Raw genomic sequence first — 24,314 nt, 5'->3', positions numbered from 1 at the left:
GTGCCATCGAGCCGACCTGCTGGAGGTGTGCTGCCGGGGATTCAACTAGATCTTCACCCTCTCGGAACGGCTGCGAATCTTACCCTTGACACCCATCTTGGGCGACTCATACTCTCCCTCCACCGTCGCTTTTAACAAGATTGGTTGTTAAATTAACAATCAATTTGCATGGAGGGAGCATGGGGCATGACTGACCTGCTGCGCGAAGCCAGAGTGAGTCGCGGCCAGTTCCTGCGTCTGATGGGCGGCCTCGCCGCAGCGGCGGCCGCCACCGCCTGTTCCACCAGGCCCGAGACCACCACGGCGACGGGCGACGGCAAGTCCGTCGCGACGGAGCTGAAGTTCGTCGGCGTGGCCGACCAGAAGGCGCCGATGGACGAGCTGCTCGCCGCCTACCAGAAGGCCAAACCATCGGTCCGGCTCACCGCCTCCTACGCCCCCACCGACCAGGTGCAGACCTCGCTGCGCACCCAGCTCGGCGCCGGGAACGCTCCCGACCTGCACGTGGTCTACCCGGGCAACGGAAGCGCCATGTCCATGTCCCAGATCGCCGGGGCCGGGCTGCTGGCCGACCTGTCCGCCCAGGCGTGGACGAAGACCATCCCGGAGGGGTTCAAGCCCGCCTTCCAGGTCGAGGGCAAGACGTACATGTACTCGGCGGGCTCGTCGGTCATCGGGGCGGTCTACAACAAGAAGGTCTTCGAGAAGGCGGGCGTGGACGCGCCTCCGACCACCTGGAGCGAGTTCCTCGCGGTCTGCGACAAGCTGAAGAAGGCCGGGGTGGTGCCGATCGCGCTGGGCGCGCAGACGCCGTGGGTCACCCAGCTCATCACGTACGCGCTGGTGCCCTCGACCGTCTACGCCAAGGACCCTGGGTTCGACGACAAGCAGCTCGCCGGGCAGACCAGCTTCGCCCAGTCCGGCTGGCGCCAGGCCATGGAGATGTACCTGGAGCTGCAGAAACGCGGCTTCTTCAACGACAAGCCGAACGGCACCACGTTCGAGCAGCAGACCTCCATGGTGGCCACCGGCAAGGCCGCCATGGCCGTCCAGGTGTCGGCGGTGCTGCCGGACTTCCGCAAGGCCGCCTCCTCACCTGACGACCTGTCGATGTTCCCGGTGCCCGGCGCCGACGACGCCGCCTCCGTGTGGATCCCCGCCGGTGTCGTCGTCGGGCTCGGCGCGAGCGCCAAGGGCAAGAACGCCGAGGAGGCGAAGGCGTTCGTCGACTTCCTCGGCAAGCAGGAGAACATCAACGCCTGGGCCAAGGCGATCGCCGCCATCCCGCTCACCCAGGACGCCTCCTCGGCCATCGACCCGGCCGTGCAGTCGTTCCTGCCGTTCACCAAGGACCGGGCGGTGCCGTTCATGGACCAGCGCTGGCCCAACGCCGAGGTGCAGCCGGTCCACTTCGCGGTCGTCCAGGAACTGCTGGCCGGGGACTCCACGATCGACGAGGCATTGAAGAAGATGGACGAGGCGTACAAGAAGTGAGCCGCCCGACCGCCGCGTGGCGGCGTTTCAACGCCGCCACACCACCCTGGCTGTTCGCCGCGCCCGCCCTCGTGGTCTACGCACTGGTGGTGCTCTACCCCGCGCTCAGCGGCGTGGTCTACGCCTTCACGGACTGGAGCGGGATCGGCAAGGACATGTCCTTCGTCGGCCTGGCCAACTTCGGCACGCTGCTGGGCGACGAGCAGGCCATGGGCTCGATCGGCAACACGCTGCTGCTCACCGTGGCCATCGTGGCCGTGCAGAACGGCGTCGGGCTGCTGCTGGCGCTCGGCGTGCACGCCAAGCTGAAGAGCAGGGCGCTGCTGCGCGTGATCTTCTTCGCGCCGGTCGTGGTCAGCCCGGTCATGGTGGCGTTCCTGTGGAAGTACATCTACAACCCCGACCCCTCCGCGGGCCTCAACGGGCTGCTCGGCCTGGAGGTGGACTGGCTCGGCGATCCGTCCGTGGCGCTGTGGTCGATCGCGGGCATGGTGGTGTGGCAGTACGCCGGATACTCCATGGTCATCTTCCTGGCCGGGCTCGAAGGCGTGCCGAAGGAGCTGCACGAGGCCGCGATGATCGACGGCGCGGGCACCTGGCAGCGCTTCCGCTACGTCACCTGGCCGCTGCTCGCCCCCGCCGTGACGATCAACCTGATGTTGTCCACGATCGGCGGCCTCAAGCTGTTCGACCAGGTCTTCGCCGCCACGAACGGCGGCCCCGGCTACGCCACGGAGACGTTGTCCACAGTGCTCTACAAGCAGGCGTTCGTGTTCGGCAAGTTCGGCTACAGCACCGCGATCGCCCTGGTGCTGGCACTGTTCGTGGCCGCCGTCTCCTTCGTGCAGGTCTCCTACCTGCGCGGCCGGGAGGTGACCGCGTGAGAAGGACGTTCCTGCTGGAGATCGTCATGATCGCGGCGGCGGTGGCGTTCCTGTTCCCCGTGTACACGCTGATCTCGTTGTCGCTGAAGGATCCGGCGCAGATCTCGCAGACACCGCTCGCGCTGCCGAACCCGCCCACGCTCGGCAACTTCGGCAGTGCCTGGTCGGCGGCGGCGCTCGGGCCGTCCCTGGTGAACAGCACGGTCATCACGGTGATCAGCCTCGTCGCGCTGATCGCGCTCGGCTCGTTCGCCGCCTACTACCTGGCCAGGGTGAAGACCCGCCTCGGGTACGGCCTGTACATCCTGTTCCTGCTGGGCATCGTGCTGCCGTTCCAGCTCGGCATGATCCCGCTTTACCAGCTGGTGACCGATCTCGGGCTGATCGGCACGCACGCCGGGATGATCCTCTTCTACACCGGCATCCAGCTCCCGTTCACCGTCTTCCTCTACACCGGCTTCATCCGGGCGCTGCCCGCCGACTACGCCAGCGCCGCCCAGATCGACGGCGCCACGCACTTCGTGGCGTTCACCCGCGTCGTGTTCCCGCTGCTGCGCCCGATCACCGGCACGGTGCTGATCCTCAACGCCGTCTTCATCTGGAACGACTTCTTCACCCCGCTGGTCTACCTCGGCGGCTCCGGCTTCGAGACGGTCCCGGTCAGCGTCTTCGCCTACGTCGGCCAGTACGTCTCCCAGCACGGCCTCGTCTTCGCCGGCCTGGTGCTCGGCGCGCTGCCGATCGTGGTGGTCTTCCTGGCCCTGCAGCGCTACGTCATCAAGGGCTTCTCCAGCGGTCTCAAGGGATGAACGTCCACGAGGTGCTCCGCGAGCCGCCCCGGGCCTTCTCCCCGGCGGCCATCTGGTGGTGGAGCGGCGAGCCGCTGCGCCGCGACCGGCTGCGCTGGCAGCTCGAACGCCTGGTCGCCGGGGGAGTGCGCAACCTCGTCATCCTGAACCTGGCCCCGTCGGGGCCGACGTTCGGGGCCGACGCCGACGACCCGCCGTTCCTGTCGGAGGCGTGGTGGGAGCTGCTCGACGGGGTCTGCGCCGACGCCTATGAGCTGGGCGCGTACCTGTGGTTCTACGACCAGCTCGGCTTCTCCGGCGCCGACCTGCAGGCCCGTCTCGTGGTGGAACGTCCGGAGTTCGCCGGTCAATGGCTGGCCCCCGACGGGACCATCACGCGGCGCGGCTTCGACTACCTGTCGGCCGAGGCGTGCGCGGTGCTGCTGGACCGGGTGCACGGCGAGTTCGAGCGGCGGGTCGGGCACTGGTTCGGCCGGGTGATCGCCGGGTCGTTCCAGGACGAGCTGCCGACGCTGCCCACCTGGTCGGCTCACTTCGCCGCCCGGTACGAGGCCCGGTGGGGCAGGCCGTTCTCCCTCGGCGACCCGGACTGGCAGGCGTACCAGCGCACCCGCGCCGACCTGGCCGAGGAGGCGTTCTTCCGCCCCCTGGCCGAGTGGCACGAACGCCACGGCCTGCTGAACGGCTGCGACCAGCAGGACCCCGCCCGCGCCGGGCACCCGGTCGAGGGCGTGCAACTGTACGCCGACTACGCGCGCACCCACCGCTGGTTCGGCGCCCCTGGCTCCGACCACCACGGCGACGCCCGCCTGCACGCCTCCCTGGCCCACCTGTACGGCCGCCCGCGCACCTGGATCGAGGCGTTCCACTCCAGCGGCTGGGGCGGCACCCTGGAGGAGACGTTCGACTGGCTGCTGCCCTGGCTGCGTGCCGGAGCCACGCTGTACAACCCGCACGCGGTCTACTACACCACCAGACGCGGCTGGTGGGAGTGGGCGCCGCCGTCGACCGACTGGCGTCAGCCGTACTGGCGGCACCACCGCGTCTTCGCCGACGCCGTCACGCGCCTGTGCGCCGCCCTGTCGCTGGGGCGTCACGCCTGTGACGTCGCGGTGCTGCTGCCCACCGCCACCGCCCAGGCCGGTACGGCGCTGGACACGGTGAGCACGGTGAGCACCGAGGCCAATCGGGCGCAGGAGGTCTACCGCGAGATCGTGGGCGACATGGCCTGGTTCGCCACGGTTCCCGGCGCGCTCGACCGCCTCTGCCTCGACGCCGACGTGATCGACGAGGATTCGGTACGGCGGGCCGCCGTCGGGGACGGGCGGCTGGCCGTGTCCACCGAGGCGTACCGTGCGATCGTCCTGCCGTCCGTCACGACCCTCGACGAGGACGTCGCCGCCAGGCTCGCCGAGTTCGCCGCGGACGGCGGCCTGCTCGTCGCCGTCGGCGCGCTCCCGGAGCCCCTGCGCGGCCTGGCCTCCCACGTGGAATCGCCGGAGCACCTGGGCGAGGCGCTGGCCGGGCTGCCCCGGCGGGTCGAGGCTCCGGTGCCCGCGCTGGTGCGCGAGGACGGAGAGACCACGCTGGTGTTCCTGACCGCCGCCTTCCCCATGGCCAGCCGGGTCGGCGTGGGCAGGCCGGAGGAGCGCGGCGTGGAGCTCGGCTGGCTGGACGCGGTCATCGACTTCGACCCCGGCAGGTACGCCCGCGACATGCGGATCACCGTACGAGGGGTCTCGGGGACCCCGCGGCTGGCCCGCCTCTTCGGCGACGGGGGGCTCACACCGCTGCCGCACACCCGCCACGGGGACGCCGTGGAGGTCGTCGTGCCGTTCGACGACGGGCCCGCCGCGCTGCTGGTGTTCGACGGCACCGACGTCGAGCCCGCGCCGCCGCGGCCCGTGTACCCCGTGGAGGCCGATCTCGGCGACGAGTGGGATGTCGAGCTCGTGCCGACCCTGGACGACACGTGGTCCGACTTCGGCGGCGGGGCGGGCGTCGAATGCTGGACATTGCGCAGGCCGGACGGGGAGGCGGCGCACGTGACGTTCGGGCCGCGAGGGGAGCAGCGGGTCGGTGACGGCCCGTGGACGCCCTCGGTGTGGTCGGTGTCGCGGGGCCTGCTCAAGGATCCGATCCATCGGGAGACGCTGGGGCCCAAGGGGCACGTGCCGATGGAGTTCCTCGCGTTCGGCCGGGTCGGGGCGGGGGCCGAGGCGCGCTTCCGTACCGTGCTCACCGTGCCGCCCGGCCGGGACGCCTGGCTGAGCGTCGGAGCCGGGGCGGCCAAGACCCTGTGGCTGGACGGGGTGAGCCTGCCGCTGGACGACGCCGGGTACGCCGCCGTCACCGGCTCGCCGGTCCCGCCAGGTGACTACCTGCTGGAGCTGGCGCTGGTGCCGGAGGAGGAGCTGGAGCTGCGGGCCTACCTCTGCCTGGTGGCCGACCCGGCCGACGCCGTCCGTCCTGAGTGGATCGCGGGCACGCCGCTGGAGACCGTCGTGCGGGTGGCGGAGCCCCGCGAGGTCGCTTTGGCGGAGCCCAGTGAGCCGTTGCAGGTCGCCTCCACCGCGGCCTGCCGGGTGCTGGTCAACGGCGTCGAGGTGGGCAGGCAGGGCGGCTTCGACCCGTACGCGGAGGCGGACATCCCGCGGGTGCGCCGCTACGACGTCACTCCTCTGCTGCGCGCGGGCGACAACACGATCAGCATCGAATCCGACGGCTGGGTGCTGGTGGACGGCCTGGCCGTCTCGGGGCCCGGCTGGCCGTCGCGCCCCCGGGTACGCCGCCGCCAGCACGGCGACCCGGCCGCCCTCTACCTGCGCCCCCGGCCCCATCCCCTGCCGGAGGCGGGCTGGCTCGACGGCCGCCCGGCCGCCCTGCCCGCCACGTTCGCCGTGCCGGGCGCCCGCCCGACGCTCGAACGGTTCCACCTGGACGTGCCTCCGGGGGCGACCGGCATCGAGCCGCCCCCCGGCGTCGAGGTGAGCGGCTTCGAGCCCGGCCGGTCGGGCGTCGTGGAGCTGCGGGCCGTCACCCCGGCGTTCCCCGGGCCCGTCCGGTTCACCTGCGGGCCGGGGCGGATGCGGCTGGGGGACTGGGAGGAGCAGGGCCTGGCCGGGTACAGCGGGGGCGTGCGCTACCGCACGACGGTGACCGCCCACGAGGGTCCGGGGGTGCTCGATCTGGGCCGGGTCAGGGGGACGGCGGAGGTGACGGTGAACGGGCGGCCCTGCGGGGTCCGGGTGTGCTCGCCGTACACGTTCGACGTGCGGCTTGAGGAGGGGAGCAATGTGCTCGACATCCTCGTGCTCGGGACCCTGGGGCCCTACCTCGACGAGGTCAGCCCGACACACTTCGTCTTCGCCGGCCAGCGCAGCACGGGCCTGTTCGGTCCTGTGCGGTTGTGTACTGGAGCATGACGATTTTCCTGACCTCGGTGCTGGACGAATGGCGGTTGACCTGCCAGGAGCAGGTCACACCGATGGAGTCCCGTTCCGGCGCCGGCGTGCACCCCGTACGCACGATCGGCGGAAAGGCCGCCTACCTCAAGGTCACCGCCGCCACGTCAGGTGCGCAGGCGATCGCCCAGGCCCGGCGCGAACTGCGCTTCTACCAGGACCTCGCGCCGATCACTCCGGTACGCACCCCAAGGCTGCTCGACCACCGGGACGACGAGGACGGGGTGGCCGCGCTCCTGGAGCCGGTGGGCGAGACCCGGGCGGCCCCGGCGTGGACGGAGCGCATGTGGGCGGACCTGGGCCGCGAACTGGCCCGCCTGCACACCATGCCGTTACCTGAGGGCGCCGAATGGAACCGGCCCGACGCGCTGGAGGCGGCTCTCGCCGACCCGGACGTGGACCGGATCACCGCCTTCTGGGCGCCCACGCTCCCCGGGCTCCCCGAACTTCTCGCCCGCGGCCACGAACTGGCGCAGGACATCAACGCGCTGCCGCCGGTCTTCACCCACGGCGACTGCCACGTGGGCAACCTCCCGCACTCCGCCGGCTCGCCGGCCTTCTGCGACTGGCAGTCGGCCGGCATCGGCCGGCCCGGCTCCGACCTGGCCTTCCTCGGTGTACGCGCCGCAACGGAAGGCGTGAGCGTGCCCCCGGCGCTGATCGACGCGTACCTGGACGGCCGGTCGTGCGAACGCCGCACGCTTCAGCGCGCTCTGCTGGCCGAGGAACTGGGCGTCTTCGTCCACCTGTGGCCGCCCTTCGCCGCGTTCAACGACGATCTGGGGATCGCCCGCGTTCGTCGCAGGACGCTCGACCTCGCGGAGCGGTTCATGTCGCACTCTCGCCGACCGTGAACGACCGGGCGGCCCTTGCCCTGGGAAGCGTCCCACCCTTGAATGGGGAATCATGTTCCTCCGCAGCCCCACTCCCAACAGCCCCCGCCCCACCGAGATCCTGATCGGAATGGGGTTCTTCGTGGCGGTCGCCGCGTGCGCGATCACCGCCCTGCTGATTCCGGCCACCCAGTTCGAGACCCGGTTCGCCGTCATGGGGCTGGCCGGATGCCTGTACGCCGTGGTCGCGGCCGACCTGCGCGCCGCCGCGGTGACCGGCCTCTCGGCCTGGGCGCTGGCCACCGGCTTCCTCATTCCCCCGGCCGGAGAGCTCGTCGTGACCGGCGGCTCCGACGTGATCCGGCTCATCGCCATCACCGGCATCTCCCTGGCCGGCGGGCTCTACGGCATCTCCCGCCGCCGTCGCACGGGCAACCGGAGGTCTGGGGACGCCGCCGGGCGTTTCCGGTAGGTGCGCCGAAGGCCCTGCGCGGTCGCTCGCGAAGGGCCTTCGGCTGAAGTGCCCTTCCTGGCCGCGGGTCGTCAGTGGCGGTGGTCCTCGATGCGGCCCTCGATGCGGCCGCCGAGCCGGGGAAGCAGCCCGGACAGCAGATTCGAGGCGGCGACGACGGCCCACCCGTCGCCGACCAGGTACGTACCGCCGTAGGACTCGGCCTCGCCCAGCCACGCGTCCTCGCCCGCCCGCGTGGTGAAGGTCATGACGGTGTACCGGCCCGCGGCCAACCGGCAGGACACCTCGTGGAGCTCCGCCGCCTCGACCTGAACCGCCGGCCGCTCGCACCCGATGGCGGCGAGGATGACGTCGAGCCCGGCCACGGGCAGTGACTCGGCGGGTGGAGGCCCGGGCAGAGGCTCGGCGGGTGGAGGCTCGGCGGGCGGAGCGTGGTGCCGGTGGGGAGTCGTGGTGCCGCTCGAAGCGGGGGTGAGGATCGTGAGCGCGGCCAGGCTCACGCCCACGAGGGTCAGGCAGGACGCCACGATGATTCGCAGCAGGTTCATCTCGCGCAACTTTCTGGACCCGGCGCCGGCCGAGTAGCCGTAACCAGGTACGCACGCCGATGGCCCGCCTGTTCACCGTGGTCGAATCCCGGCATGGACGACATGAAGTCGATCTCGCGACCTGGAGCTACGCAACATCCTCTTTACGGGATTGATTCGCGTCCGTAACCCATGACGGACGTCCGTCGCATTTGACTGATTCCCATTCGAACAGCATAAAGTGGTCGAAACTTGTACATATCGGGACAAATGTGAGGGGTGGTTGTGGAGGAGCGCTCTACCGACGCCATCCTCGAGGTGCTCGCCGGCGCCCCAGAGCCGCTGGGCGCACGGCAGATCCTGCAGGCGATCCGGCTGTCCGGCAGCCTCTCCGGCGGGCTCGACGTCAGTGAGGCCACGGTCGCCAGGCGCCTGCGGCTGCTGGACCGGCGCGGGCTGACCGTGGCGGCGGGCATGAAGGGCCGCCTGCTCACCCCCGCCGGCCGCCAGCACGTGGCCGTGGTGCTGCGCGGCAGGGCCACGGCCAGCCAGTTCCTGCGGGGCACCGAGATCCGTACGTCGGAGGGCCTCATTCACCTGCTGCGCGCCCGGCGGGCGGTGGAGCCAGAGGGCGCCAGGGACGCCGCGCTCGCGAACGAGCCCGCCACCGCCGAGGCGCTGGAGCGCCTGATCGGTCAGCACCGGCGGCACTACGGCAACGCGTACGACGTGCCCAGGGACATCTCACTGAACTTCCACCGCAGGGTGGCAGCCTGCACCCGCAACCCCATCGTGCGGGCCATGCTCGACGTCGTCCTCGATCCCGCGCTCGACCGCCTCGAAGCGGCGCTCGACGTGGTCCTCGACTCGCATCGCTCCGGCGGGGAGACGGTGGCGGAGCACCAGGCGATCGCCGACGCGATAGCCGCCGCCGACCCGGAGGCGGCCGAGCGCGCGATGCGCGACCACCTGGACCGGCTGCTCGGCGAGGCCGGCCGCTTCCTCACCGAGGAGACGGCGCCCATCGTCGAACGGCTGCTCACCTGGGGCATGCCGGACACGACAACAGCGAAGGGTGAAGCGGATGCCGATCATTGAGTTCACCGGCGTGCGTAAGTCGTACGGAGAGCTCGAGGTGCTGAACGGCATCGACCTCGCCGTGTCGGAAGGCGAGGTGGTGGTGCTCCTCGGCCCGTCGGGCTCCGGCAAGAGCACGCTGCTGCGCTGCGTCAACGCACTCGAGGACGTCTCGGGCGGGAAGATCACGGTCAACGGCCACGACCCGCACCACAAGTCGACGGACCTCAACGCCCTGCGCAGCGAGGTGGGCTTCGTCTTCCAGCATTTCAACCTCTACCCCCACATGACGGTGGCGCAGAACATCATGCTCGCCCCCGTCAAGGTGAAGAAGTTCTCCCGCGAGCAGGCCCGGTCACGGGCGCTGGAGCTGCTGACGCGCGTGGGGATACCGGAGAAGGCCGACAGCCTGCCCGCGCAGCTCTCCGGCGGCCAGCAGCAGCGCGTGGCCATCGCCAGGGCGCTCGCCATGAACCCCGCGATCATGCTCTTCGACGAGCCGACCAGCGCGCTGGACCCGGAGATGATCCAGGAGGTCCTCGACGTCATGATCGACCTGGCCGGAAGCGGGATGACCATGGTCGTGGTCACCCACGAGATGGGCTTCGCGCGCAAGGTCGCCGACCGCGTGGTCTTCATGGACGGCGGCCGCATCGTGGAGAGCGCCGAACCCGCCGAATTCTTCAGCAATCCCGCGACCGAGAGAGCCCAGGGTTTCCTCCGCCGGGTCACCCATATCTGACATGGAGGTGCCACAGGCATGAAGAGGGTCATCTGCCTGGTGCTCACGTTGTTCCTGGTCGCCGCGTGCGGTGACCGCCCGAGAGCCGGGCTGGCACCGGTCGCCGCCACCAAGGGCGGAACGGGCGTCAACTCGATGGAGAAGATCAAGAAACGCGGCGAGATCGTGTTCGGGGTCAAGTTCGACACCCCGCCGTTCGGATCGATCAGCCAAGGCAGGACGGAGCCCGAGGGCTTCGAGATCGACCTGGCCGGGGAACTGGCCCGCCGGATCGGCGTCAAGGCCACGTTCGTCGAGGTCAACCCCAAGAACAGGGTGGCCAACCTGGACAGCGGCAAGATCGACGCGATCATGGCGACGATGATCGCGACCCGCGCCAGGGACAAGGCGATCGACTTCTCCGAGCCGTACTTCGAGGACGACCAGCGGCTCATGGTCCGCGGCGACTCCAAGCTGACGAGCGTCAGCCAACTCGACGGCAAGACCGTGGCGCTGGTCCAGGGCTCGACGGAGGAGAGCGTGCTGCGCGCGAAGGCGCCGGGAGCGAAGATCCTCAGCTTCCAGTCCTGGCCCACCGCGCTCCAGTCGTTGCTGCGCGGCGACGCCGACGCGCTCAGCACCACGGTCGGGATTCTGACCGGGCTGCAGGCGACCGCGAAGAAGTCGGGGGAGAACGTCAAGATCGTCAGTCCGGGCATCGCGCAGGGGCCGCTGGCCATCGGTTTCCGCCAGGGCGACGCGGCGCTGCGTGACGAGGTCAACGCCGCCCTGATGGGCATGGCGGACGACGGCACCTATGACCGGATCTACACCAGATGGTGGCGTGGCGTGCTGCCGGAGCCGTTCAAGATCCGCGTTCTTCCCGTGGGGTCGTGAGCCATGTTCAACGACCTGAGCTGGTCCGTGGTGCTCGATGAGCCCGGCAGGAGCTTCCTGCTGCACGGCGCCTGGGTGAGTGTGCAGCTCGCCGTGTTCGCCATCGTGGGTTCGACGGTGGTCGGCACGCTGGTGGCGCTCGGCCGGGTGTCGGCGGCGCCCGGGCTCAAGCCGCTGCGGTGGCTGCTGACGGCCTACGTCGAGTTCTTCCGCAACGTGCCGCTGCTCGTGCAGCTCGTCTTCTGGAGCTTCGGCATGTTCAGCCTGCAGTTCGTACGCTCGCTGGCCGCGCCGCTGAACCCGGTGTACACCAACCAGTTCCTCGCCGGCGTGCTCGGCCTCACCGTCTACACCTCCGCCTACGTGGCCGAGGCGCTGCGCAGCGGCATCCAGTCGGTGCCCAAGGGCCAGATGGAGGCGGCCCGCGCCTCCGGTCTCGGCTACTGGGCGGCGATGCGCGCGGTGGTGCTGCCGCAGGCCTTCACCCTGGCCTTCCCGGCCATCGGCAACCAGTACGTCAGCGCCACCAAGAACACCTCGGTGGTGATGGCCATCGGCGTCACCGACCTGGTGTTCCAGGCCCAGCAGATCGAGTCGGCCACCTTCGCCGCGTTCGAGGCGTACACGGCGGTGCTGGCCATCTTCGTGGTGATCTGCCTGGCCGAGTCGGCGCTGCTCGCCCTGATCGTGCGCGGCCTGCTGGCCAGGATACGGCCCGGCAGCGGAGCGGTCGCCCGCGTACCCGCATTGGAGGCCTGAGCATGGGTGCGATCTTCGACAACCTGCCGTTCATGGTGGCCGGACTGTGGGAGACGGCGAAACTGGCGGCGCTGGCCATCGTGCTGAGCGCGGTGCTGGGCGTGTTGTTCGGCGCGATGGGCTCGGCGCGTACCCGGGTCGCGCGGTGGCCCGCGATCGCCTACATCCACCTCATCCGCAGCGCCCCGCTGATCGTCTTCATCCTCTACTGCTACTTCGTGCTCGCCGACCTCGGCCTCGACCTCAGCCCGTTCTGGGCCGGGGTGGTGGCGCTCGGCGTCTTCACCAGCGCCTATCTGGCGGAGATCGTCCGTGCGGGCATCGGCTCGGTGCCGAGCGGCCAGTGGGAGGCCGCGCGCGCCTCCGGCCTGGGCCACGCCAGCACGTTGCGGCACGTCGTGCTCCCGCAGGCCCTGCGGCGCATGGCGCCCGCCGTGGTCTCGGAGTTCATCAAGCTGGTCAAGGACACGTCCCTGGTCTCGATCATCGGTGTCTTCGAGTTCTTCCACCGGGTCGAGGTCACCAACTCCCGCCTGCTCACCCAGCCGTTCGCGGTGCTCGGCTTCGCCGCCGTCTGCTACTTCCTCGTCAACTACGGACTCAGCCGCGTCGCTCGCCGTCTTGAGCTGCGGCTGGACACCTGAAATCACCAAAGAGAGAGAAGGATCAAGAAATATGTCGGAGCTACGGCTCAACCTGCCCTTCGTCGGCATCCCGACCTTCCAGCGCTCGCCCGTCGTCACCGACCTGTCCCAGCTGGACGCCGACCTGGCCATCCTCGGTGTGCCCAACGACGAGGGCTCTCCGTGGTACCCGGGCGCGCGGATGGCGCCGCGGGCGATCAGGGAGCAGTCGGTGCGGTACGCCGGATACGGCAGGATGCAGGCGAGCTCCGGCTACTTCGACATCGAGGAGGACCGTCGCTTCCTCGAGTACGAGACCGCCAACGAGCGGATCGTGGACTGCGGCGACGTCGACATCATCTACTCCAACCCCGAGCAGACCTTCAAGAACATCACCCACAGCACCGCGCAGATCCTGGAGGCGGGGGCCGTCCCGATCGTGCTCGGCGGTGAGCACTCGGTCACCTACGGCGTGGTGCGGGCCTACGAGGAATCGGTCTGCGTGGTGCACTTCGACGCCCACCTCGACTACCGGCCGTTCATCCACGGCGCGGAGTACGGCAACGGCAGCCCCATGCTGAAGATCGGCAAGCTCCCGAACGTGGAGAAGATCGTCCAGATCGGCAGCCGTGGCATGCGCGCGGCCCAGGCCGACCTGGCCGAGAGCCGCGCCAACGGCAACGACGTCTTCACGATGAAGGGCTACCGCAGGGCGGGCATCGACAACGTGCTCTCGACCCTGCCCAAGGGCGCCAAGGTGTATGTGAGCGTGGACATCGACGTGCTCGACATGCCGCTGGTGCCCGGGTGCGCCTCGGCGGAGGCGGACGGCATGTCGTACGAGGAGCTCCGCCAGACGATCTTCGCCATCGTCAAGGAGCACGAGCTCGTCGGATTCGACGTCGTGGAGATCAACCCCATGCTCGACATCCCCTCCAACGTCACCTCGCAGCTCGGCGCCCAGCTCGCCATCGAGACGATGGCGCGGGCGGTGGAGAACACCGGCTACCTGAGCCGCAAGGGCCGCCTGCCGGCCTGAGCCGATCTCAACTGTGGGCGATGGGTCCCACGAGCATCGTGCGGTCGAGCAGGCCCGGCGTGAACGGCACCCCGGTGACCCTGGCCGCCAGGGCGAAGCCCCTGGGCACGGCGGTGCGGTGGTTGTCCTCCCAGGCGCTCTCCCACCCGGCGTCGTCCTCCGGCTGGTCCAGCCCCATGCCCAGCTCCCGCATGAAGCCGTTGAGCCGGTCGGGGTCGTGGCCGTAACGGTCGTACGGGTGCCGCAGCCGGTAGCCCATGACGGCCGTGCCGTCGATGGCGTATTCGAGGCTGTGCTCGGCGGCGTAGTCGTGCCGGGTGACCGCCAGCATCTCGCAACCTCGCGACAGCTCGGTCACCACCTCGTGGTCCGTGACCATCCAGCCGAAGGGCTCGATGGCCACGCACCACTCGCCGGCCTGGAGGACGCCCACGTGGCCGCCGCCGGCCCCGCCGTCGGTCTCCTGGACGAACTCGAGGGCCCTGTCGTGGAGCCCGTCGAAGTCGGACTCCTGACCGGAGTCCGCGCCGCGGCTGAAGCGGCGCACCACCTCCACCGGGTCGAGCCCGCGGAGGAAGGCCACGCTGAAGATCACGCCCAGGGGGCCGCCGCCCTGGCCCTCTGGCAGGTTGAGCCACTCGAACGGGGCCAGGGGATCGGTTGTCGTCATGGGGATCATGGTGGCAGGCGGTACTGACGAGAACGGTCCGTTGTGTGCCCTGTTGTCCAGTGAGATCTGTGGGCTTTGACGGGTTGTTTGGGTTTAAGGAGGTAACTGAGAACATCTGCATGGGTACGTCTGTTTCCGTCTGGGTGCCCGCCAGAAGCGTGGGTGCCGGATTCTGGCCGATACATCCAGGAACGGAAACGAGAGCACGTGAATACAAATATTCGGCAGCCGCGTTATGGGCGGTTCGCGGCACTGGCCATGGCCGGTGCCGCCGCCGCCGTCATGTTCCTTCCCCTGGGAGTGGGGGTGGCCAGCGCGAGCGCGGGCTACTCCACCGTCCAGGCCGGGGGCCCGCCGTCTGCGCCAGCGCCGGTCAAGCATGTGTATAAGCCGAGATATGTCCCGAGGGAGAAGCCGATTCTGCGCATGCCGCACCATCGCCCTCCGAACATCGACGTCTTCATCCACAACCGCTCCCATAACGACAACAAGCGTCACCGCTTCGACCACCGTCGTCGCGAGAACGTCAGGCCCGAGGTCGTCAGGCCCGCGCCGGTCAAGCCCGAGCCGCCGGTGAAGGAAGAGCCGGTGAAGGAAGAGCACGGCGAGTGGTGGTGGCCGGACGAGCTGGAGTAGCCTCCGCGAGGAGTGCCGACCGCTGGCGGGCGGGTCGTGCCATGGGGCCGTTCCCTGTCGGATGACGGGGGCGGCCCCTCCTCGTTGTCACGGCATCGTCGAAGGCGCCCGAGAGGGAATCCCGGTGCTCCGCCGTGGTTGAGCGGCATGAGCGCCCCGGCGGCGGCCAGTGGACCCATCGGCCGCCGGTTATGTCGCGAACAACGGCACGTCGTGCACCAGAACGTGCCCGTCGCGGCGAACCTCGCGGCGTGACCGTCAGGGTCAGGTGTGGAACGGGCCGGTGACGCAGTAGGTGATGCCACCGGAGGACGATCCCGAGGTGCCGCGCTGGGAGGAGAAGTACAGCCGGTCGCCGGCGGGGTTGAAGGCCGGCCCGGTGATCTCCGACGAGCTCTGGCCGTTGATCCGCAGGAACGGGGAGATCCTGTCATCGCGGGTGATCAGGCAGATCTCCATGTTGCCGCCGTCCTCGGCGATGTAGAGGTCGCCGGAGGCGGATCCGGTGACGTTGTCGACGCCCGTGAGCGGCGCGGTGCCGGGGCTGACGAGGTTGTCGTCGTAGGCGAGTTCGTAGGTGCCGGCGGTCAGGTTGAGCTGCCAGACGCGGTTGTCGCCCTTCGTGGTGAACCACACCGTGTCGTCGGCGTAGTGGCAGCCCTCGCCGCCGTTGAACGACTTCGAACCGGACACCTGACTCCTCGTCGCGGTCGGCGACCCGTCAGGGTCCGGTACGTTCGCCCAGGTGAACGTGCCGGAGGTGGCGGTTCCCGCCATCAGGACCTGCAGGGTGCCGGAGGACAGGTCGCCCCACGTCGCGGGGATGAAGCGGTAGAGACGCCCGTTGGTCTCGTCCTCGGTGAGGTAGATCACCTGTCGTACGGGGTCGGCGGCGGCCGCCTCGTGCTTGAACCGCCCCATCGCGGGCCGCCGCACGGCCGTGCCGCCGAACGGGTAGGTCTCGTAGACGTAGCCCAGGCTGACCTCCTCGCACGACAACCACGTGTTCCAGGGCGTCTTCCCGCCGGCGCAGTTCGTCCGGGTGCCGGACAGGATCCGGTAGGCCGAGGTGACGCTCCCACCGGAGCCGAACCGGACGGCCGACGCGCCGCCGCCGGGGTTGATCTCGGAGTTGGAGACGTAGATCCAGCCGCTGCCGTCGGCGAAGCACGCGCCTCCGTCGGGGGCGTTGTGCCAGGTGTACGACGTGCCGGGGACGGCCTGGCCGGAGCGGGCGACCACCTGGCTGGTGAAGCCGGCCGGGAGTTGGATGCCGTTGGCGTCGGCGGCCTGTAACGAGCCGTAGGGGCCGGGGGCGTTCTGAGCGGGCGCGGCCAGCGCCGCGCCCTGCCAGAGACTGCCGGAGAAGGCGATCGTGCTCGCGCCGAGCACCGAAGCACGCAGGAAATGACGACGCTCCATGACGGAACCTCCTGAGAGGGGACGGCCTGGCTGACGGTAAGTCGGCCAGGAAGACGCCCGCATGTCAGAAAAGTTAACAAACACAGTGCGCCGGATCACATTCCGGTGCTCCGCACATCAGAGGGAGAAGACGCTCTGCGGGAGATAGAGCGGCATGGAATCCTCCCACTGGCTGTCGGTCAGCATTTTCTTGTCGGAGCCGTCCGCCTTCATGCTGAAGATCTGGCCGTAGGGCTGGAAGGTGTTGTCGTACAGCGCCGCTTCGGCGCGGAAGCCGTACATGCCGCTGTTGTAGAGAATGCGCCCGTCGTGGTTCCAGACGGCGTGGCCTTCGTTCGAGCCGCTGCTGGTCAGGCGCCGTAAGTCGCCGCCGTCGGGGCGGATGGTGCACACGTCGAAGTTGGTCGCGCTCGTCTTGCGGGTGAACAGGATGCGCTTGCCGTCCGGGGACCAGTCGGGCAGATTGTCGTACTCGCTGGTGAGCACGCGCGTCACTCCGGTCGTGAGGTTGAGGATGCGCAGGCCCTTGTCCTGCGCGCCCCACACGCGAAAGACGATCTCGTTGCCGTCGGCCGAATAACTCGGGAAGCCGGCGTTGGTCGTGCCGTCCGTGAGCGCCTCCCACGTGGAGCCGTCGCTGCGCACCCGCGCCACCACGGCCGTGTGCACCGCGCGTTCCTGGAACCAGCCGCCCAGGCCGAAGGCGATCCAGGCGCCGTCCGGCGACCACGCGGGCCGGAACGCGCCGGCCAGGCCCTTCTGGACCAGGACCGGGTCCAGGCCCTTCCCGGCGGTGTCGAAGACGACCCGCCGATCCGAGCCGTCGGGGCGCATGGTGACGATCGAGGAGGTGCCGAGCTGCTTCTCCGTGATCGCCAGGCGGCCCTGCCGGGACAGGACGGGGAACACGTCGCAGAAGCGGTACTCCCAGTCCGAGTCCCAGCTGTAGAGCGGCTGGTCGAGCGTACGCACGGTGAAGCCGACCTTCTGGTAGATCACCGACTTTCCATCCGGCGACCAGACCGGTGAGCGCAGCCAGGGCTTCGTGATGGCCGGCAGCGTGCCCGAGGTATAGGCCAGGGTCCCGGTGGGCACGCCCTTGACGAGGTAGCCGATCTCGGTGCCGCTTAAGAACTGGGGCGAGACCTTCAGGCCGGCGCCGGAGGTGTGCTCGACGCGGTCGCCCGTCGCGACGTCGACCGAGACGATCTGGGATTCGACCGTCCCGGCGGCCTCCGGGCGATGGGCGCCCCAGGTCCCCTCTGTGGTGATCTCGTAGAAGACGATCCGGCGGCTGTCCGGCGACCACTTCGGCGAGCCGAGGCAGTAGCCCTCCTTGGAGGCGACCTCGCGGAAGCCCGTGCCGTCCGGCCGGATGATGTAGATGCTGAGCTCCTGCGTGTGCTCCCAGCCCTTGCCGTCGTTGTGCCCCCGCCAGACCGTGTCGCGGTCGCTGGAGAAGGCGATCCACTGGCCGTCCGGCGACCAGGACGGGCGGAAATGGCCGTCGGGACCGTTGGGATCGCCGGCCACCGCCGGGCTGTCGGTCAGGTTCTTCAGCCTGCCGGTACGCAGGTCGAGCACCCAGATGTGGGCCTTGTGGTCCCCGCGGGTGGAGACGAAGGCCAGCTTGGTCCCGTCCGGCGACAGGACGCCGCAGTCGTTCATGGCCGGGCCGGACACCAGGGGCTGGATGTTCGTTCCGTCGATGCGGGCCCGGTAGAGGCAGGAGTTGCCATCGCCGGTGCGTTCGGTGGTGAAGACCACCGACTGGCCGTCGGCGGAGAGGCCGGCGTGATAGTCGAACGCCCCGGTTCCCAGCAGCTGGCGCTCGTTCGAACCGTCGATGTTGGAGATGTAGAGATTCGACGACGACGGGCCGATCCGGTTCATCAGCAGCACGCCCCTTTTGCCGGCCCCGGCCGCCGCCACGGCGAAGGGAGCGGGCAGCAGGGCGGTGCCGACGGCGGCCGCGCCGGCCGCCAGAAAGGCTCGGCGCCTCATACCAGATTCCATGGTTGTACCAGCTCTTTCTGCTCGGACGGCTGGTGTTCCGCCGTCGGTGTCTACGCCGGAAAGCGCGTCAGGGACGCTCCTCCGCCGGGCGGCGGCGGGTGAGGAGGCCGAGGCGTCTCAGCGCCAGCTTGTCCAGCCAGGACAGGAACCCGTTCAGGGTCAGCGTCATGATGACGAGGACGATCAGACCGGCGAACTCGGTCGCGGCGTCGAGGTTCATGGCGGCGGTGAAGAGCCCGTGACCCAGCCCTTCTGTGGAGGCGATGAACTCGGCGCCGATGACGCCGAGAATGGCCAGCGGCCCGCCGGTCTTGAGCGCGGCGAAGAACGGCGCGGCGAGCGTGGGGATCGTCACGTACGTCAGCAGATGGTGTTTACGGCCGCCCATCACCTGGACGATCTCCATCAGCTCGCGTTCCCGCAGGCGCAGGCCGAGATAGATGTTGTAGAACATGACGAAGGCCGGGCCGATGACGGCGATGGTGATCTTCGACCAGATGCCGATGCCGAAGAACAGCAGGAAGAGCGGCGCCAGGGCGATCTTGGGGATGCCGTTGAAGGCCGCGACGAGGGGCTCCAGCACCCGGCCCGCCACCGGGAAGGAGCCCAGCAGCAGGCCGATCACGGCGCCGAGCACGACGCCGATGGAGAACCCGGCCGCCACCTCGATCACCGTCGCCCGGATGTCGATCCACCCGGCCGCCGAACCGAGCAGCTTGACCAGGGCCTGCGCGACCTCGGTGGGCTTGCTGACCGCGTACTCGGGCAGGACCGGGCCGCTCAGCACCTGCCAGAGGAGCAGCGCGACCGCGACCACCGCGAGACGCAGCACCACCAGGGTGACGGGGCCCTGCCACCGCTCGCTCCTCCGCCTGGTCGCGACGGCGACCTCGGTCTTCTTCCGCACGGGTCTGTCGGTGGCAGCCACCATGTTCCGCTCCTTTCCGTCCTTGCAGGCCGGATCACGCCCCGCCGCCGGACGGCACGTACGCGTTGGTCCAGTCGTTCGCGGTCACGGTCATCACCTTGGGCAGCACGCCGAGCCCGTTGACGAAGTCCAGGGTCTTCTTCCACTCCGCCTCGTTCATCGCGGCGCTCGTCGGCCAGCCGGCGTGCTTCAGGCTGGCCTGCAGCACCGGGCCCTTGACGCCCGGCATCGCCTTCATCACCACCTGCAGCAGCGCGGGGTCGTCTACGTGGGTGTTCATGTACGCCGTGGCCTCCTGGACCGCGGCGACGAACTTCTTGGCGATCTCGGGGTTCTTCTCGGCGTAGTCCTTGCGCACCACGATCAGCTCGCCGTACCCGGACTGCTCGGCGGACCATTCGGGGACCCGCAGCGGGTCCGCCACGACGACGCCCTCACCGGCGTCCTGGATGGACAGCGGCGTCGGCTCGGAGGTGATGAACCAGTCGATCTGGGCGCTGTTGAGCGCCGCCTTGTTCGCGGCCGGGCTCGGCAGCGACACCCACTTCACCTTGGCGGGATCGACGCCGCGGACCTTGAGGAACGAGCTCGCCTGCGCCTTGGTGTTGGCCGAGCTGGCCCCGCTGATGGAGCCCTCCAGCGCCTTGGCCACCTGGTCGGGAGGGGTGGTGGCGGACAACTGCTTGGCGTCGGCGAACTTCTTGCTGACGACGATGCCGAGCGGGTTGCCGAGCCCGTCCGCGGCGATGGTGATCTCCGGTACGCCTTTGGCCAGAGCGGACAGGAAACCGGTCGGGCTGGAGTTGAGGAACTGCACCGAGCCCGACTCCAGGGCCGCCGGGCCGGTCGAGGCGTTCACCGACACGAACGTTGGCCGCAGGCCCTGCTTGCGGAAGTAGCCGTTGGCCTCGGCCACCTTCATCGGCAGGTCGAAGATGTTGTCGCCGCTGCCGATCGTGACCGTGATCAGGCCGTCCTGGCCGGACGCGGATTCGCCGCACGCGGCGGTCATGGTGGCGCCCAAGGTCAGGGTGGTCGCGAGCGCCACGGCTCGTAAACCCCGCCGGGTCGCCGATGCGCGGCTGCCGCCGTCCGTGATGTGGTGTGCCATGTCTACTCCTGTCACCATGCTTCCTCCGTACCGAAGAAGCGCTTCCAGAACTTGAGCCGGGCGGGATCCGCCACCGGGATCGGCCCGAAGCCGTCGCCGAGTTCCATCACCGCGGCCGAGTCCGGCGAGTACGCCGGCCAGCGCGGCAGTCCCGGGCCGTTGGGGTCCCCCGTGGTGGCGAAGTTGGCCCAGTAGGCGGACATGATCTCCGCGATGCGGCGGTCGTCGCCGTCCCACTCGTCTCCGCCGCCGAGGTTGCCGAACACGAACTCGATCTCCGAGCCGTGTGAGGCGCGCCGGGGATCCTGGCCCCGCGCCGGCGAGGCGTGGGTCCAGTAGTAGGTGTGGACAGGGGCGCGGACGTGCCTGCTCCAGTCCGCGGCCCAGAGGAAGGTGGAGACGCGGGCGTTGTCGCGCACCGCCGCGCAGTGCGCCCTGGCCGCCTCGTCGTCCGTGCTCGCCGGGTACAACCCCAGGAACTCCCCGGCCATGGCGCCGAATTTGCGGCGCGCCGCGGCGAGGTAGCCGTCCAGGGTCACGTGGACCGGAGGCATGCCCGGCCGCCACGTCTTCGTCCCGGCCGCGCGGTGGGCGGCGAAGGTGCTCTCCGGGACCGCGCCGCTCTCGTCGAGGTTGTTGCCCGCGAGGTAGCGGACGTCGTTCTGCAGCCCCTTGGCGTAGGTCTCCTCGTAGCCCGCGGGGATCGCCCAGCCGTCCACGACCGGGCGGAACAGCGGCGGCTTGGCCGGCCCGCCGGTCTCCACCGCGCCGTCCACGTCGGCGTCCCCGTCCACCAGCCGCTGCCAGGGCAGCGACCGCAGCAGGTCCGGCGACGGAGCGTCGCGCTCCTGGGCGTAGCGGGCGCCGGCGAGTTCGGCCTCGGCCAGGGTCCGGTACGAGGTGGCCAGGTAGCGCAGCTCCGGATCACGGCTGTGGCGGGCGTGGCTCTGCGCGACGGCCCGCTGGAAGAGCCCTTCTGCCAGCGGCGACATGGCCAGGAAGTTCACGGCCCCGGCGCCGGCGGACTGCCCGGCGATCGTCACCCGGCCGGGGTCGCCGCCGAAGCCGGAGATGTTGCGGCGCACCCACCGCAGGACGGCGACGCAGTCGAGCAGCCCGTAGTTGCCCGAGGCACGGTGCCCGGACTCCTCGCTCAGCCCGGGCGTGGCCAGGAAGCCGAGGGCGCCCAGCCGGTAGTTGAAGGTGACCACGACCAGGCCCCTGCGGGCCAGGTTCTCGCCGTCGTAGCGGGCGCTCGCGCCGGTGCCCGTACGGAAGCCGCCGCCGTGGATCCAGACCAGCACGGGACGCCCCTCCCCGGCGTCGGCCGCGGCCGTCCAGACGTTGAGGTGCAGGCAGTCCTCGCTCATCGGCAGGCCGAGGCCGGCCACCTCGGCGTCCGGCGCCTGCGGGCACATCGGGCCGAAGGTCTCGGCCCTGCGTACCCCGGGCCAGGGCGGCGCCGGCCGCGGCGGCCTCCACCGCGACTCCCCGACAGGGGGAGCGGCGTAGGGCACGCCCCGGAAGACGGTGACCGAGCGGTCCCGCCCCGGCACGCCCTCCACCAGCCCCGATTCGGTTTCCACTGGGTGAGGCATGAAGTCCTTCCCGGTCAGTCAGCCGCGTTGCCGGCGGCGTGTCGCAGCAGCAGCGCCCGCCGGGCGGAGGCGACGTGGTGGCGCATCGCGGCCACGGCCGCGTCGGGGTTGCGGGTGACGATGGCCAGGAGAATGGCCTGGTGCTCCTCCAGCGACCCGGCGCGCGGGTGGTGCGCGGACAGGTTGCGGTACTGGCGCATCACCAGCGGATACAGCAGGGTGTCGTACGCCCGCGCCAGGGTCTGCTGGTGGGCGGCCTCCTTGATCTGCTGGTGGAACCTGCGGTTGCTCCGCGAGTATTCGGCCTGGTCGCCGCGGCGCTTGCAGTCCTCCATCGCCTCCAGCGTGCCGCGCAGCTCCCTGATCTCTTCCTCGGTGGCCCGCTCCGCGGCCTTGCCGGCCAGGGCGGACTCCAAGGTCTCGCGCGCCTCCAGGATGTCCAGCGCCTCTTCGACCGAGAAGCTGCGGGTGCGCACCCCGCGGTTGACCTCGCTGGTGACGTAGCCTTCCTGGGCGAGCTGGACCAGCACTGCCCGCAGGGTGCTGCGCGAGACGTTGAACATCCCGGTCAGCTCGGCCTCGGTGAGCCGCGTGCCCGGCTCGATGCTGCCCGACAGCAGCAGCGAGCGCAGCCCTTCGTAGGCCTGGCTGTGCCGGGTCGGCGACGCCTTGCCCGGCTCCACGGCCTGGTCGTGAGAGCTGAGATTCACCATGATCCCCTGTGCTCCGGGAGTGTGTCCGAGGTCATTCCAGGCCCGGGTACAACCGCCGCGCCGTACCCGCGAAGATCTCCTCCCGGGCGCCCTCCGGCAGGTCCGCGAGGACCTCCTCGGCGAGCCGCACCAGCTCCGGCAGCGTCTGCTCGGCGGCCGGGCAGTTCGACCCCCAGGCGATCCGCCCCGCGCCGAACGCCTCGATCACCGGCTCCAGGAATCCGGCCGCCTCCTTGCCCGCCTCGCTCAGCCGCTCCAGGTTGCGGTGGGTGAGCTTGAGGTGCAGGTTCGCGTGCCGGGCGAGGTCGGCCACCTCTTTGCCCGCGGCCGACGGCGAGGCGGCGATGTCGGGGTAGCCGAGGTGGTCGAGGAGCACCCGCACGCCGGAGAACCTCTCCAGCACCTCCCGCAACTGCTTGGTGGCCGGTCCGAGACGCATCTGGAGGCAGATGGTGACGTCCAGTTCCCCCGCCTTCTCCCAGAACGCGTACGTCTCGGGAGCGGCGAACCATTCGCCCTGGACGGGCACCGTGCTCCCGCTGGTGAACAGCCGCACCCCGGCCAGGCCGCCGTCGATCGCGGCCGCCAGCGCGGAGGCGGCGTCCGGCCGCAGGGGGTCGAAGGTGCCCACCGCCACGAAACGGCCGGGCCGCTGCCGGGTGCTGTCCACGACGTAGGAATTGTCATACCCGTACGCCGTGGTGGCCTGGACCAGGACGGCCCGCGCGACACCCGCCTCGTCCATGCGGGCGGCCATGCCCTCGGCGCTCACCGGCCGGGACTGCGCCCAGACGGACTGCTTGCCGCCGAGCGGCGCCCGCGGATACCTGGCCAGGTCCTGCGAGATGACGTGGCAGTGCGTGTCGATCACGTTCACTTTTTCAACTCCTTGGTACTGCTCAGGCATCCGGGTAGTCGCCCTCGGCGAAGAAGGTCCGCGGGTCCGCGGGGAAGTCGGGGTCGAGCAGGCCCTGGTCGCGGGAGAAGCGCACGAGCGCCCGCAGGCTCGCCTCGTTGGGCCCGATGCCGTACGGGACGGGGTCGCCGCCGATCTGCCGCGCCTGGCGGGCGAAGCGCGGGAGCCCGGCCCAGCCGGGGTCGGCGGCGAGGTGCCGGCGCTTGCTCCCGGCCAGCGCCGCGTACAGCGCCGTCGGCAGGCCGGGGTCGCGTTCGGCCAGCTCGGAGCGGATCACGATCAGCGAGTGCAGCGGATAGATCCCGGTACGCAGATACCAGTCCGCGCTGAGCACCCCGGCGTCGGCGAAGAGCGGATAGGGCCCGTCGGCGCCGCTCTCCTCGTCGGGGGCCGCCGTCCAGTTCGCCCGGGGCGGGCCCGCCCGTCCGGTCCCGGCGTTGCCGGTGAGCGCGACGTCCAGTTCGCCGGTGCGCAGCAGCTCGCCCAGGGAGCGCCCGTCGGTGACCCGCTCGACGTTCGCGGGGGCGCGGCCCTCGACGTGGTCGTCGTCGTCCACCACCCACGTGATCTTCTCGGTGGCCACGCCGTACTCCTCCGACAGGACACCGCGCACCCACACGCCGGTGCTCACCGAGTACGCGCGCACCCCGGCCCGCCGTCCCTCCAGGTCCCGGCACGCCGAGTTGCCACATCGACGTTGCTCAC

23 protein-coding genes are annotated in these 24,314 nt (G+C 70.2%); 13 read left to right on the top strand and 10 right to left on the bottom strand.

Features of this window, described 5'->3' with window-relative positions:
* Window positions 1-186: 186 nt before the first annotated feature.
* Genes ACFPZ3_RS28690 through ACFPZ3_RS28665 form a run of 6 tightly spaced genes read left to right on the top strand, consistent with a single transcriptional unit; the run spans window position 187 to window position 7,956 of the window.
* Window positions 187-1,494, top strand: a complete 1,308-nt coding sequence (locus ACFPZ3_RS28690) for an extracellular solute-binding protein (protein ID WP_379517358.1) — start codon at window positions 187-189, stop codon at window positions 1,492-1,494.
* On the top strand, window positions 1,491-2,378 hold the full coding sequence (locus tag ACFPZ3_RS28685) for a carbohydrate ABC transporter permease (RefSeq protein ID WP_379517357.1): 888 nt from the start codon (window positions 1,491-1,493) through the stop codon (window positions 2,376-2,378). The genes ACFPZ3_RS28690 and ACFPZ3_RS28685 overlap by 4 nt, the downstream gene beginning before the upstream one ends.
* Window positions 2,375-3,187, top strand: coding sequence for a carbohydrate ABC transporter permease (locus tag ACFPZ3_RS28680; RefSeq protein WP_379517356.1), 813 nt, complete (start codon window positions 2,375-2,377; stop codon window positions 3,185-3,187). The genes ACFPZ3_RS28685 and ACFPZ3_RS28680 overlap by 4 nt, the downstream gene beginning before the upstream one ends.
* Entirely contained in the window at window positions 3,184-6,612 is a 3,429-nt protein-coding gene (locus ACFPZ3_RS28675; RefSeq protein WP_379517355.1) for a hypothetical protein, read from the top strand. The genes ACFPZ3_RS28680 and ACFPZ3_RS28675 overlap by 4 nt, the downstream gene beginning before the upstream one ends.
* A complete protein-coding gene (locus ACFPZ3_RS28670; protein WP_379517354.1) occupies window positions 6,609-7,505 on the top strand; it encodes a phosphotransferase family protein in 897 nt (298 codons plus the stop codon). The genes ACFPZ3_RS28675 and ACFPZ3_RS28670 overlap by 4 nt, the downstream gene beginning before the upstream one ends.
* Window positions 7,506-7,557: 52 nt before the next feature.
* Complete coding sequence (locus ACFPZ3_RS28665; protein ID WP_379517353.1) at window positions 7,558-7,956, top strand: hypothetical protein; 399 nt, start codon at window positions 7,558-7,560, stop codon at window positions 7,954-7,956.
* 71 nt (window positions 7,957-8,027) lie between these two features.
* On the opposite strand, the gene ACFPZ3_RS28660 is transcribed toward ACFPZ3_RS28665, so the two are convergent.
* Entirely contained in the window at window positions 8,028-8,504 is a 477-nt protein-coding gene (locus ACFPZ3_RS28660) for a hypothetical protein (protein ID WP_379517352.1), read from the bottom strand.
* A gap of 264 nt (window positions 8,505-8,768) precedes the next feature.
* On the opposite strand from ACFPZ3_RS28660, the gene ACFPZ3_RS28655 reads away from it, so the two are divergent.
* From ACFPZ3_RS28655 to ACFPZ3_RS28630, 6 genes are read left to right on the top strand one after another with little or no spacing between them, the layout of a single operon-like run.
* Entirely contained in the window at window positions 8,769-9,581 is an 813-nt protein-coding gene (locus ACFPZ3_RS28655) for an FCD domain-containing protein (protein ID WP_379517351.1), read from the top strand.
* Window positions 9,568-10,302: an amino acid ABC transporter ATP-binding protein gene (locus tag ACFPZ3_RS28650; protein ID WP_465263574.1), complete on the top strand. Its 735-nt coding sequence runs from the start codon at window positions 9,568-9,570 to the stop codon at window positions 10,300-10,302. Before ACFPZ3_RS28655 ends, ACFPZ3_RS28650 begins: the two co-directional genes overlap by 14 nt.
* 18 nt (window positions 10,303-10,320) lie before the next feature.
* On the top strand, window positions 10,321-11,178 hold the full coding sequence (locus ACFPZ3_RS28645) for a transporter substrate-binding domain-containing protein (protein WP_379517350.1): 858 nt from the start codon (window positions 10,321-10,323) through the stop codon (window positions 11,176-11,178).
* A 3-nt stretch (window positions 11,179-11,181) separates the two neighbouring features.
* Entirely contained in the window at window positions 11,182-11,937 is a 756-nt protein-coding gene (locus ACFPZ3_RS28640; protein ID WP_379517349.1) for an amino acid ABC transporter permease, read from the top strand.
* Between the two features lie 2 nt (window positions 11,938-11,939).
* Window positions 11,940-12,581, top strand: coding sequence for an amino acid ABC transporter permease (locus ACFPZ3_RS28635; RefSeq protein ID WP_379517348.1), 642 nt, complete (start codon window positions 11,940-11,942; stop codon window positions 12,579-12,581).
* Between the two features lie 31 nt (window positions 12,582-12,612).
* The gene (locus tag ACFPZ3_RS28630) at window positions 12,613-13,599 is read left to right on the top strand and encodes an arginase family protein (protein ID WP_379517347.1); all 987 of its coding nucleotides are present in this window, start codon (window positions 12,613-12,615) and stop codon (window positions 13,597-13,599) included.
* Window positions 13,600-13,606: 7 nt separating this feature from the next.
* Here ACFPZ3_RS28630 and ACFPZ3_RS28625 read toward each other — a convergent pair whose 3' ends face one another.
* Entirely contained in the window at window positions 13,607-14,269 is a 663-nt protein-coding gene (locus ACFPZ3_RS28625; RefSeq protein ID WP_379517346.1) for a DUF6461 domain-containing protein, read from the bottom strand.
* Between the two features lie 207 nt (window positions 14,270-14,476).
* On the opposite strand from ACFPZ3_RS28625, the gene ACFPZ3_RS28620 reads away from it, so the two are divergent.
* A complete protein-coding gene (locus ACFPZ3_RS28620) occupies window positions 14,477-14,905 on the top strand; it encodes a hypothetical protein (protein WP_379517345.1) in 429 nt (142 codons plus the stop codon).
* Window positions 14,906-15,169: 264 nt separating this feature from the next.
* On the opposite strand, the gene ACFPZ3_RS28615 is transcribed toward ACFPZ3_RS28620, so the two are convergent.
* The 8 genes from ACFPZ3_RS28615 to ACFPZ3_RS28580 form a co-directional block, all read right to left on the bottom strand.
* A complete protein-coding gene (locus tag ACFPZ3_RS28615; protein ID WP_379517344.1) occupies window positions 15,170-16,327 on the bottom strand; it encodes an alkaline phosphatase PhoX in 1,158 nt (385 codons plus the stop codon).
* Window positions 16,328-16,444: 117 nt separating this feature from the next.
* Window positions 16,445-18,331, bottom strand: a complete 1,887-nt coding sequence (locus ACFPZ3_RS28610) for a hypothetical protein (protein WP_379517343.1) — start codon at window positions 18,329-18,331, stop codon at window positions 16,445-16,447.
* 79 nt (window positions 18,332-18,410) lie between these two features.
* Window positions 18,411-19,274, bottom strand: coding sequence for an ABC transporter permease (locus ACFPZ3_RS28605; protein WP_379517342.1), 864 nt, complete (start codon window positions 19,272-19,274; stop codon window positions 18,411-18,413).
* 31 nt (window positions 19,275-19,305) lie between these two features.
* Complete coding sequence (locus ACFPZ3_RS28600) at window positions 19,306-20,382, bottom strand: ABC transporter substrate-binding protein (RefSeq protein ID WP_379517341.1); 1,077 nt, start codon at window positions 20,380-20,382, stop codon at window positions 19,306-19,308.
* 11 nt (window positions 20,383-20,393) lie between these two features.
* Window positions 20,394-21,968 (bottom strand): carboxylesterase/lipase family protein, encoded by a 1,575-nt coding sequence (locus ACFPZ3_RS28595; RefSeq protein ID WP_379517340.1) that lies wholly within the window; start codon window positions 21,966-21,968, stop codon window positions 20,394-20,396.
* A gap of 26 nt (window positions 21,969-21,994) precedes the next feature.
* Window positions 21,995-22,690, bottom strand: a complete 696-nt coding sequence (locus ACFPZ3_RS28590) for a GntR family transcriptional regulator (RefSeq protein ID WP_379517339.1) — start codon at window positions 22,688-22,690, stop codon at window positions 21,995-21,997.
* A gap of 34 nt (window positions 22,691-22,724) precedes the next feature.
* On the bottom strand, window positions 22,725-23,570 hold the full coding sequence (locus ACFPZ3_RS28585; protein ID WP_379517338.1) for an amidohydrolase family protein: 846 nt from the start codon (window positions 23,568-23,570) through the stop codon (window positions 22,725-22,727).
* Window positions 23,571-23,592: 22 nt separating this feature from the next.
* Window positions 23,593-24,314: hypothetical protein (locus ACFPZ3_RS28580; RefSeq protein ID WP_379517337.1), on the bottom strand; the 722-nt coding region annotated here is incomplete at its 5' end.

Source organism: Nonomuraea insulae (genome assembly GCF_042656245.1).
The sequence above is the reverse complement of the archived record's forward strand: the minus strand, read 5'-3'. Positions and strand labels throughout refer to the sequence as shown.